Source organism: Fibrella rubiginis, from assembly GCF_017353185.1.
Classification (GTDB): Bacteria; Bacteroidota; Bacteroidia; order Cytophagales; family Spirosomataceae; genus Fibrella; species Fibrella rubiginis.
Window position 1 is genome coordinate 190,885 of record NZ_JAFMYV010000008.1, and the last position, 11,502, is coordinate 202,386.

Annotated in this window: 10 protein-coding genes; 4 read left to right on the forward strand and 6 right to left on the reverse strand. The window is 54.0% G+C overall.

Annotation, left to right across the window (positions count from 1 at the left end):
* Positions 1-3: 3 nt before the first annotated feature.
* On the reverse strand, positions 4-1,530 hold the full coding sequence (locus J2I47_RS16475) for a capsule assembly Wzi family protein (RefSeq protein ID WP_207365681.1): 1,527 nt from the start codon (positions 1,528-1,530) through the stop codon (positions 4-6).
* Between the two features lie 194 nt (positions 1,531-1,724).
* Here J2I47_RS16475 and J2I47_RS16480 point away from each other — a divergent pair, with 194 nt between their 5' ends.
* The gene (locus J2I47_RS16480) at positions 1,725-2,714 is read left to right on the forward strand and encodes an aldo/keto reductase (RefSeq protein ID WP_207365682.1); all 990 of its coding nucleotides are present in this window, start codon (positions 1,725-1,727) and stop codon (positions 2,712-2,714) included.
* Positions 2,715-2,832: 118 nt separating this feature from the next.
* Here the strand turns inward: J2I47_RS16480 and J2I47_RS16485 are convergent, their stop codons facing one another.
* The 3 genes from J2I47_RS16485 to J2I47_RS16495 all read right to left on the reverse strand — a co-directional run bounded on the left by J2I47_RS16485 (position 2,833) and on the right by J2I47_RS16495 (position 7,039).
* A complete protein-coding gene (locus J2I47_RS16485) occupies positions 2,833-3,621 on the reverse strand; it encodes a TspO/MBR family protein (protein WP_207365683.1) in 789 nt (262 codons plus the stop codon).
* 54 nt (positions 3,622-3,675) lie between these two features.
* The gene (locus J2I47_RS16490) at positions 3,676-4,785 is read right to left on the reverse strand and encodes a carboxypeptidase-like regulatory domain-containing protein (RefSeq protein WP_207365684.1); all 1,110 of its coding nucleotides are present in this window, start codon (positions 4,783-4,785) and stop codon (positions 3,676-3,678) included.
* A gap of 196 nt (positions 4,786-4,981) precedes the next feature.
* Complete coding sequence (locus tag J2I47_RS16495; RefSeq protein WP_207365685.1) at positions 4,982-7,039, reverse strand: CHU_0125 family OmpA-like outer membrane integrity protein; 2,058 nt, start codon at positions 7,037-7,039, stop codon at positions 4,982-4,984.
* A 198-nt stretch (positions 7,040-7,237) separates the two neighbouring features.
* Between J2I47_RS16495 and J2I47_RS16500 the strand changes: the two genes are divergently transcribed.
* The gene (locus tag J2I47_RS16500) at positions 7,238-7,549 is read left to right on the forward strand and encodes an EthD family reductase (RefSeq protein ID WP_207365686.1); all 312 of its coding nucleotides are present in this window, start codon (positions 7,238-7,240) and stop codon (positions 7,547-7,549) included.
* Between the two features lies 1 nt (position 7,550).
* Positions 7,551-8,357, forward strand: a complete 807-nt coding sequence (locus J2I47_RS16505) for a hypothetical protein (RefSeq protein WP_207365687.1) — start codon at positions 7,551-7,553, stop codon at positions 8,355-8,357.
* Here J2I47_RS16505 and J2I47_RS16510 read toward each other — a convergent pair.
* Together J2I47_RS16510 and J2I47_RS16515 are read right to left on the reverse strand one after the other, a co-directional pair.
* Complete coding sequence (locus J2I47_RS16510; RefSeq protein WP_207365688.1) at positions 8,350-9,534, reverse strand: NRAMP family divalent metal transporter; 1,185 nt, start codon at positions 9,532-9,534, stop codon at positions 8,350-8,352. The genes J2I47_RS16505 and J2I47_RS16510 overlap by 8 nt on opposite strands.
* A 111-nt stretch (positions 9,535-9,645) precedes the next feature.
* Complete coding sequence (locus tag J2I47_RS16515; RefSeq protein WP_207365689.1) at positions 9,646-10,536, reverse strand: 3-keto-disaccharide hydrolase; 891 nt, start codon at positions 10,534-10,536, stop codon at positions 9,646-9,648.
* Between the two features lie 99 nt (positions 10,537-10,635).
* Between J2I47_RS16515 and J2I47_RS16520 the strand changes: the two genes are divergently transcribed.
* Entirely contained in the window at positions 10,636-11,493 is an 858-nt protein-coding gene (locus tag J2I47_RS16520; protein ID WP_207365690.1) for a DUF4595 domain-containing protein, read from the forward strand.
* Positions 11,494-11,502 lie beyond the last annotated feature (9 nt).

The window sequence follows — 11,502 nt, forward strand, 5'->3', positions numbered from 1 at the left end:
CATCTACCGCTCTATATACCGCGGACTGAGGCTGGAAACGGTGTTTTTACCCAACAATCCCGTCTTGCGAAGTCCCACATACATGCCTATGCTGGTGGGCAGCAATTCCCCAAGGTCTACACCCAGCGACCCGCTAAGTTGCGCTCCACCAAACAGGTTGGTTGGCACTGAAGCGGTCAATAATCCAGAAAACTGACCCGGCTGCGTTGGAAAGGGAGTTCCGTACGTACCCAAATTCCTACTGAACGACAGTTTGGACGTAACCTCGACGCGGTTGTGCAACAGGCCTGCAAGCCCCATATGCAACACGCTCACCCGGTTGTTGACGATACCGATAGGATGGGGAAGCGAGGGCCGTGTTTCACCCTGTGGGGTCAAAAACGGAGTACCAATGGTACGCCTGACATACTGCCAGCCGTCGATAAACTGGCCGTGGTTGAAGTAATTGTCGCGCCCCCGCTGTTCGGGATCATCAATCACAAAAGCATCGCCGCCCTGACTTTCGGTGTACAAGTATTCGGCGGTGATCTGACGCAGAAAAAAGGTTTCTCCGGCAGGCTGACGGCGGTTTTTAAGGCGCAGGCCGGTTAGCCCATCGGCCAGATTGGTACCATAGAATAGCGACCCATCATCATATATGAACTGCCGATAGGCCATCAGGTTCCAGTTAGTCAGGTCAACGTCGGCAGCAAAATCGAGAGAGCCGAGGTGGTTGCCGATGCGGTTATCTTCAAACGAGGTCACGTTGGGATCGTTGCGGTCACCTTGCCCCCGTGAACCCAGCACAATAGCCCGGTAGTACCGAAAGTCGGAAGGCAAAGTGCCATTGACCGACAGGTTGGGGTTGAGCACGCCCGGTGGTGCTTTCCCGGCCCATACTACCTGATGGTTGAACCCGCCATAGAGCCTGAACCGCCAGGTAGGTTTGCCCAGCCGGGCGTAGGCGTACTTCTGATGCAGGTAGGACCCCGTCACGATGCGATCACTGTTCTCGAACCAGCCATGACTGTAAGCCCCCATCACCGAGAGTACGCCTTTAGTGAAGGGTACCGCCGTAAATACCGGAATAGCAAGCTGAATTTTCGGAATTGGCAGCGCATTGCCCGACCAGACGTAAGCACCCGTTGTGAGCAAGGTGTCGACCAACCCAACGATTTCGCGCCGCCGACCCACATACAGTTCAAACGCCCCCAACCGGCCCTTTACGTATGCTTCGGGCAGGATCAGTTGGTTGGTAACACCTGCATTGATAACCCCGTCGAAGGCGTATCCCCAATCTATTTTCGGTCGCTTACCGGTACTGTCAGCAGGGCGGTAATCAGATCGGATACCGCCCTGTAGACGCAGTACAGGTCCTTTTAGGGGCACAATGCCATATTGATTGGCCCGCAGCCAGAACGGCGTTTGGTCAGTAGACAGGAGCGCGCCAGCTTCAAGATTCGTTTGCGTAATGCGCTGTGACTGAGCCAAGGCCGGTAAGGTCAATAGTGCAGCAAAACCACAAAGAAACGCCAGCAGACAACGATGCATAGTTGGATAGTAAACGGGCAACAACCCTGTATTAAAGACGAAGGTACAGGTTTGGAAATTGCTCACCTGCCAAGTCCGTTGCCTCAATAAGTAAATTGTGGGCTGCCATTGCCTACGCGTCGGAAGCACCTAAACAGACTGTGGCCTGTTGGGTTTATCAACGTGAATACCCATTTTACACAAAAACGATTGCAATGAAAACGAACACATTGGGCCAATCAGGCCAGGCGGTTTCTGCCATTGGATTAGGCTGCATGGGCATGTCTGATTTCTATGGCCAACGCGATGATAATGAGTCGATTGCCACCATTCATGCTGCCCTCGACGCGGGGTTGAATTTCCTGGATACCGCCGACATGTACGGTCCCTTTACCAACGAACAACTGGTGGGGCAAGCCATTCGTGGCCGCCGTGGGGAGGTATTCCTGGCTACTAAATTCGGAATTGTACGCGACCCCAACGACCCCACTAAACGCGGCATCAACGGCCACCCCGATTATGTACGCCAATCGTGCGAGGGCAGCCTGAAGCGCCTTGGCGTTGATCACATCGACCTGTATTACCAGCACCGTGTTGACCAGAACACACCCATCGAAGACACGGTTGGGGCCATGAGCCGGTTGGTAGAAGAAGGCAAAGTGCGTTTTTTGGGCCTTTCTGAAGCCGGCGCCGATACCATTCGGCGGGCCAATGCGGTGCATCCCATTGCGGCGGTGCAGTCGGAATATTCACTCTGGAGCCGCGACATTGAAGACGAGGTAGTGCCCGTAGTACGTGAGTTGGGCATTTCACTGGTGGCCTACAGCCCGCTGGGACGTGGTTTTCTGACGGGCCAGATCACCAAGTTTGATGATCTGGAAGCTGACGATTACCGGCGGCACTCACCCCGTTTTCAGGGCGAAAACTTCCAGAAAAACCTCGACGTGGTGAAGCAGATTCAGCAGCTGGCCGCTCAGAAAGGGGCCACAGCCGCACAGCTGGCCTTGGCCTGGATCATGGCGCAGGGTAACGAGTTTATTCCGCTGGTGGGTACCAAGCGCCGGGCTTACCTCCAGGAAAACCTTGGCGCCCTTGACCTGACCCTCACTCCCGACGACCTGGCTAAGATTGACGCCATTTCGCCCAAAGGCTTCGCCGCCGGTGAGCGTTACCCGGAAGCAATGATGAAGCTGGTGAACGGATAAAGGGATTTACGATGTACGAATGACGACTTACGATTTGTTGCTGACGCAGGAGTACGCTTGCTTCAGCCCACCGGCGACAGCAACAAATCGTAAGTCGTCATTCGTACATCGTAAATCACTACACTATTGCTCGTTGCTGTCTGGGTGCGATCAGGCCCCAGATGGTCAGGAGCAGGGCTACGGCGGCACCAATCCAGGCCATAATCTGAACGGTTGGGTAGGCGGCCTGCTTCACAGCAATGGCAGCGTAGGCCCAGGCAAACACCAGCATATAAGCCGCGCTGCGATAGCGATTGTACAACACTGCGCCGACAACTAGTCCGAGTACCAGTACGCCCGACGCCCAAACCGGCTCGGAAATACCTGACAAATCGAAAGCGGTGGCTTTAAACCAGATCGTGATATTGAGGATAGTAGCCACGGTGAGCCAGCCGAAATAGATAGAAAACGGAACGCGGGCCAGCCAGGTTTCGGGTGCTTTCACGGGGCGCATCATGGCGGCCTCGGTGCGGGGGTTAATGCGCAGCCCTTCCATAACCATAAACAGGCTGACAAACATAATCAGGATCACCAGCAGGGCCGTGGCAATCCATTCCTGGTTAAAAATAGGACTCCAGGCGGCGTTGCAGATGGCGTTGATAATGTACCACGGCCCCGCCGAGCGAAAACGGGGGTTATGCCGCTGCGAGGGCAGAGCCTGGTAAACGGCGAACCCCATCAGACCCAAAAAGATCAGTCCCCAGATCGAGAATGCATAACCCGCGGGTGTCACCAGCGTGGTGTACTTAGCCGAAATGTCGGCGTTGGTGTTGGGAGCAAATGCACGTACGTTCGACAGGCCGTTCATGACTATGAGCGAGACTGTCACAAAAACAACAAGCACCTGACGTAGACGATCATTAAGCATGGGAAGGGTGGTTTAAGAGCTACAGACAACCAAACCGCTAAATAGCACTGTCTGTTAGGGTTCGTACGTAAACGGCAGCATATCGGCTATCTTTTCCCAACCCCAGTAGCCCTCGAAAACAATGCCCAGCGGGTTGTAATAATTTCCGTTAGCCTCGATCAGCACATAGGGTTGTACCAGCCGCATAATAGAGGTTTGGGGAGGCGGAGCAAACGTACTCGCTTGTTGAAACGAATGCTCGTTTCGATACTCCGGAGCCTCCTTTTCCAGCCTATAAGTCACCTGCACCAGGTTGTCGAACTGCACTCGTGCCAACTGCGCCGATGAGGAATCCGTGTCGAGCAGGAAGGAGCCGGGCAGGGGGTCTTTGATCAGGTAACGGTCTGTTTTTACCCGGTTTGTCAACCTTGTTTTCGTGCTGTCTTTCCGTTCAATAATACGCTGAATGACAAATCCCTGCTGTTCGGTCATACCCGCGTACAGGGCCCGCATAAAGTGCATGCTTGATCCGCTAAAAGCGTCTCTGCGGGACTTCTGCCAACGTTTTTCCTGGGCATTACTCCGCGCTGTCATAGCCTCAAAGACGGGGTAACCCAGGTAGCTGACGTAACGGCTACCATAGTCATAGACAAACTGCGTCAGCACGTAGTGAATGCGGTAGCCCAGTGCCGAATTCTCAATCTCCAGCGGTTCCCGCGCCCCACCCACCAGCATCAAGCTGTCCGGCTTATCCTCGAACCAAAGCGCGTTGGTATTCAAAATTTTACAGTCACGCGCGTTTTTCGATGTACCAATAAACAGCTTTGTAAACTGCTCAAGATTGGCCAGCCATTCGGGACCCCTGTTTGCTTTTACTTGTACTTCAGCCAGTTGTGTGGCATTGGCGTTCATTTTAATCAGTAGCGGGGCCGTTTGTTTCGTTTGAATAGGCGCAGCTACCGTCTCAAAGCCTACACTCGATGCTACAAGATCATAACGGCCATCGGGTAGGTTCGTCAGGGTAAAATTTCCGTTCTCGTCGGCGGTGGTGCCTTTGGTGGTGTTGGCTAAAAACACGCTACAAAACGGCACCGGTTGTTCATTAGCGGCATTTACGACCCGGCCTTTGAGGATGATTTGCGCGTGGGCGGTGAATGCAATGAATAGTAGGAAAACTGTTTTCATAAGACAAATGTAGGGGCAAGGCTCGCCCCTGCCCGCTTTCGGACAAGTAGTGGCTACAGAATTTGCCTATAATACAAAACCCCGCCTATGAGAGCGGGGCTTGTCTGACTTGCTGTTCATTCATCGCTGTCATCAGCTTTGGGCGGCCTTTGGCCGAGAGCGGGCGGGCACTGTGGCCCGCCCCTACGGTTTCTCGTTACAAGGCTAACACCTTAAACTCAGTACGGCGGTTGCGCTGATGCTCTTCTTCGGTGCGGGCGTTTTTGACCACAAGCTGCGTTTCACCGTACCCTTTAGCCGTAAGCCGCTCGGCATCAATGCCTTTCGAGATGATGTAATCCACGGCTGCTTTGGCCCGGTTTTGCGATAGACGCAAATTGTAAGCATCTGCAGCGCGGACGTCGGTGTGTGAACTTAGCTCGATTTTCAGCGTGGGATTGTCTTTCAAAATCGTCACGAGCTTGTCCAACTCCGTTGCGGCATCAGAGCGGATGTTGTATTTATCGAGGTCGTAATAAATGTTTTCCAGCACAAACGTCTTGTTCAACTCTACCTTGTCTAGTAGCAAGGCCACATTGAAAGTGGTGTCGGTTTCGGGCTTGGTCAGGAAAATGTCGGGGATGCTGCGGCCCTGCATCGTGAAGGGTTCGCGGCGGGTTAGGTAGCCAGGGCGTTCGGCCAAAATGCTGTATGACTTGCCTTCCTGAACGGGGAATTTGCCAAATGTACCTGGCTTACCCGTTGTTACTTCGGCCACGGTAGCGTCGTTGGCATCGTCTACAATCCGCACCCGCGCCGAATCAAGGGGATTGTTGGGCGATGTGTTCGTAGCTACTGTGCCCGCCAAGAAGTAACGCACCACCTTGGCAGCACCCTGCTTGGGCGGAGTATTCTTGGCAATGGTCGTGGTATCGGGCTGACCCGATTCAACCAAATAGATGTCATCGTCGCCTTTGCCACCGGCGCGGTTGCTGGCCATGTAGCCTTTGTTCGCTTCGGGAAACGTCAGACCAAAATCGTCGGCAGGTGAGTTGATGGGCTGCCCCATGTTCTCGACCCGGATAACCCCACCCGACCGCGTTGCCACAAATACATCGAGCTTACCCAAACCGGGGTGCCCGTCAGACGAGAAATACAGCTTACCATCGGCAGCCACAAACGGAAACAGCTCATTACCAGCCGTGTTGATGTCACGCCCCATATTGACAGGGCGGCTAAACCGGCCCGACGCGTCCATGTTGGCACGGTAGAGGTCAAGGCCACCCACGGTGCCCGTACGGTTCGAGGCGAAGTAGAGCGTTTTGCCGTCGGCAGAAAAGGCCGGTGAACCGTCCCAGGCCAATGAATCGGAGATAGGCAGGCGGAAGGGGGCACTCCAGTTACCGTCTTTATCCTGCCGGCTCAGGTACAGGTCAACATCGTCGCCACCTTTGCGTTTGCCGTTGTTGCCCCGCGCAAACACCATGGCCTTGCCATCTTTCGAGAACGCAGGCGTACCCTCGTTCACGTCGTTCTGGAACACGCTATTGCTGAACAACTGCGGCCCCGCTCCGTCGCCGCGGTCGGCACCGGTTTCGTCGGGATTCTGGCCTATTTTGGCTTTATACAAAGCGGTCATAGGCAAGCCGTTGGCTTTGTAGGTCACATCTTTCCGCGAGGCAGTAAAGATCAACTCGTCACCCCGCAAAACGGGGGCGTATTCGGTACCCGCCGAGTTAACCCCGCCCAGGTTCTTCAGCCGGAAATCGGTCTGTTTAGCCTGAATGGCACCAATAGCCCGCAAGGTTTCAATCTCGCGCTGTGCCCGTGCCAGGCTTACCTTGTTCTTCGGGCGACTGTCGAGAAACTGTTGTAGCTGCGCCTGCGCCCCGGCGTAGTCGCCGGTGGCTTTCAGGGCGTAGGCATAGTTAAGCCGCACGTCGGCCAGGTTCACGTCGGTAAATGCTGGTTTGGGTGCCAGGTCGGGCGTGGCACCGGGCACGGATGCCTCTACGTTGGCGTCGAGGGCTTTTTTGTAGTAGGGAGCCGCCAGTTGAATCCGGTCAGACAGCCGGTAGGCTTCGGCGGTGTAGTAGTTGAGCCGGGCAGCATCTACCTTGTCACCAGTTTTGGCAAACTGGTCGATAGCCGGGTTGTACTCGCCCGCCTCGAAGTGCTTGACACCCTTTTTATACGTCTGCATGGCCGAATTGCAGCCGCCCAGCAAAACGGTCACAGTCAGGAACAGCAGCGGAAACCGCATAGAGAATTTCATAAAATGAACAGAGCAAAACAGATTAACACGCCCAAGATAATAACGTTTTGGCGGGGTCTTATACTAAACGATTACGCGCCTATTTTATTAGCAAGTGACGAAACCGCAACGGCCGGAGCACGTTAAACAGATTTACGCGGAATTTCGACTTTCGTGGCATACCTTCTGGCCCATAAGCCACTATAAACCAACAAGCTCATGTTTAGCGTCACCGTTCTCTATCCCAACACCATCGACAGCCGGTTTGACATGGATTACTACCTCAACCACCATACGCCACTGGTGCGCGACCGCCTTATGCCCATGGGCCTCACCGGGGTCGATTTGAAGGAAGGCATTGCGGGCGGAACACCCGGCAGCCCGCAAGCCTACACCATGATTACGCAACTTAATTTCGGCTCAATGGATGATCTTCAAAACGCCATGGCTACCCACGGCCCCGAACTCATCGGCGACATTGCCAACTTCACCGACGTGCAACCACAAATGCAGATCAGCCGGGCGGTATAAGATGAAGACTACACAGAGACTTGTTGCGCTATGGTTCATCTTGTCTTCCCCACCCAGCCTGCAAGCACAGAAGCTTGTTGGTAGTTGGCAGGGCACACTCGTTTTGTCCCAAAATGCGGTGATGACGTTTCCGGCCACTATCACCTTCCGGCTAAATAGCGCACAGCTAACAGGCACACTTGTGATGCAGGCGCAGGGCGTGGCCGAAACATATACGCTGCAAGGTACCACGCAGAATGATCAGGCCGCCGGAACAGCTACCTACCCAAAAGATGGCGCGGTGTTTCAGTTTGAGGCTCTGCTCACCAATGAGCAATTAGCCTTTGGGGTAGGTCTGAACAACGCGCCCATCATGGCGGGTACGTTTAAACGAGCGGGGCAGGCTTCGGTGCCTAACCAGTTGAAAAATGCGCTTCCACCAAATACGGCAACAGATGGTCTGGCCCGGAATGCCAGACTGGTGGGGGTTTGGGCCACAACCAGCACCTACCAAAGCGGCGCCGATTTCTATGGATCAACCCGCAGCACCCTTGTTTTCTTCGCCGATGGTCGGCTAGGATCGGGCGGGTCATCGGCCAATGCCAGCTATAGTGGCAATGCCGGTTCGTCGAGTGGTAATTCGTCGGGTGGTGGCGTGACCGTTGCCGAGGGGGTGCGGTGGTACACAAAGGGTGACCAGATATGGCTCCACGCCACGCAACAAAAAGTGCCCGACGAACTGTATGGCCGGTTTAGCATGGCCGAAAACGGAGAGAACATGCTGCTCTATCGGGGTAATGGCAAGAAGCTCTACGAGCGGGTTAACTAGCTAGCGCCAGCCAGACGTTCCAGCCGCCAAGGACGGCCGTGACGAGGACCACGAAGCCCATAGCTACATTCTGACTTACCGAATTACGGTGTTCGCCCAGCAGGGCACGGTCATTGACAACCCGCCACAGAAAGACCGTGACGAAAGGCAGTAAAATGCCGTTTATAGCCTGTACGGCCACGATTACAGGAATGGGCGTAACATTGAGCAGGCCAAAGGTTACGCCCGTAGCCAGCACCGCCAGCCAGATTGCCCGGAAAACAGGGCTGTTTTTAGGTACGCCCAGCAGGCTTTGTGCTGTAATGGCTGCCGCCAGCGGAGCCGTAAGCGATGAGGCGAACCCCGCCGCAAACAGGCCAAACGCAAACAGATTGCCTGCCCATGGTCCCAACCGTTCGGCCAGCACGGTGGCCATGTGTGGGTACGAAAAGTCGTCTGGAATGAGCATACCTGCCAGCAGTAATACCACCGAAATAATGCCGCCCAGGATGACCGCCACCCAGATGCCCAGCCGCATGTCGGACAGGGATTGGCTGGGCGAAATACTAGACCCAAAAAAGAGGTTGTAAGGCACAATGGTGGTGCCAATCAGCCCGTTGACCAGCAACAGTGACCCACTGGGCACGTTTGGCACAACCAAGGCTTTCGCCACGGCACCGGGCGTGACGGGAGCACCGAAGGCCACGTAGACAAACGCCCCGCCCATAGCGAAAACGATGACACCCAGAAAGTTGGCGAGACTCTGCGTTGACCCTACCCAAAGCAGCCCAACGCAGACAAGGCCAACCACCACCGTGAGCGTGGGAGCAGGCAATCCCGTCATGAGCGAGAGCCCCGCCACGGCGCCCAGGATGTTGCCCGCCTGGTAGGCGGCGCATCCCAGAAAAATAGCCAGAAACAGCGCCCAGGCCACCCAGAGGCCGGTTTTTCCCGAATAACTTTGCCGGATTACCTGCCCCAGATCACGGCCAGTGGCGATGGTTATGCGAGAAGCTGCCTCCTGCAACCAGACCGTTCCCAGCGTGGCAAACGTGAGCACCCAGAGCAACTGAAGTTCATATTTGGAACCCGCAATAGCACAGGCCGTTACTGATCCTGGTCCGATGAACGCCGCCGAGATGACAGACCAAAACAAGATGCTGCCAAGACCAGCGCGAAAGGATAAAGATTTGGGCATGAGAGAAGATTTGGGATTGTGGATTTGGGATTTCGGATTGGTTGCTTACGCCAGAGCACGTTTGCTCTGGCGTAAGCAACCAATCCGAAATCCCAAATCCACAATCCCAAATTAGTTAAACACACACGCCCCCTCATCCCCCACCACATAGTACGATTTGTAGTTTTTCGCTTTGCGGTTCATGCAGCCTTTGAGGTTCAACAACTTAATGTTTCGAAAATCGATGGGGTGGCTTTCGGCTTGCAGGGCAATATAACCTTCTGTCAACGGTTTCCCGGCCCTTGCCCGCCAGTAAGCGGCATCGGCTACGCCTGCCTGCTCGAAGTCATTGGTCTTGCTGATAAACACCTCGTCGGTGACGGGATGCTCGTAGGCCAGCACGGTTCGCCCGTCGATGCGGTGTTCGATCAGCGAATCGCCCAACACCAGCACTTCCACAGCTACCCACTGGTCACCGTCATACGTCTTGGACGTCGATTCGATACAATGGAGTGGATTGACCTGTCCTTTTTGCTTCACCAATGTACCCGGCGAACAAAGGTTGGCCGTTGGGCGGGGCTTGCCATTACTAAGACCACCCAGCGTTTGCACCTCCAGCGAAACAGGAAAATCCTGCTTTAGCCCCACACTTTGCGCCGACTGCGAATGGAACATCACACCGCTGTTGCGCACGTTCCAGACGGCCCCACCGGGTGTTTGGTTGCCCGTAAACCGGTACTCGAACCGAAGCACATAGTGCGAAAATGGCTGCTTGTAATACATATGGCCAAACCTCCCATCGAAGGTCTTGTATTTGTCGTATGTAATCCGGATCATCCCGTCTTCCACGCGATACGTATCACCATAATTTTCACCCAGTGGGTAGCCTGTGATCTTGATATCCCAGCCAGTCAGGTCTTTTCCGTTAAACAACGAAAGCCAGTCCTCCTTACTGGTAGGGCGTTTTTGGGCAAAAGCGGGGAAGGCGAGGGCTATACACAAAAGCCAGCTAACAGGTTTCATAGAAGCGGGGGTGAAAAGGATTTGGCGTAGTAAACGGGTGCGGCGTTTGCTCATTTACTAATAAGCATATCTGTATGCTATACTTTACTCATCATTATTATGAAGCTCAACCATCTTTTACGTTCACTGGCCATTGGTCTCGTCATTCTGTTTGTTATTAATGCCTGTAAAACCGCTGGTACCGACCCTGTTTCTGTGCGCAAATGCCTGATCAACAGCACTAACTATGTTGCTCAGCTGGGCACGTTTGGTTCGTTTACCGTTACCAGTGCTTTCACATACAATACTAGCCGTCAGCTAAATACCATCACTGAAACAAAAATTATTCCCGGTCTTGGCACCCAGGTAGACGCGCAGAATCTAACTTATTTCGCCGACCGGATTGAAGCAAAACCAACCGCACTATCCATTACCTATGGTGTTGTATCGGAAACATTTGCACTAAACGGGGCTGTCTACATCTCGAAGATCAGCACGAAGCAACTGATATCCGGTTCAACTACCCCATCAATCAGTACGATGTCGTACGAATACAATGCCGATGGTTATCTCAGCAAAGCCACAGACGATAGCAACGGGTCATACAGGATCTACGAATACAAGAACGGGAATCTTTCGACCGTTAAAGGCTATGCGCAAAACGGGAATGCAGACTATACAACAACGCTTACCTATTACGAAGATAAGTCACCGCTGGCCGCTATACTTCCAGGTATTGATGCCAACACTAATCTGTTATCAGCCTTTTATACGGCGGGATTGCTCGGCAAAACCAGCAGAAATGCGCTGAAACAAATCGTGAGCGGCGTCAACGGCGAGGGTGTAACAGATTACACATACACCTACGATGGCGATGGAAACATCAGTACTGCTGTAGCTAAATCGGTTGTTGCCTCCACAGGTGCCAACCCACAAACACGAATGGCCACAACCAATTACACCTATACCTGTCAATAATCGTCAAGG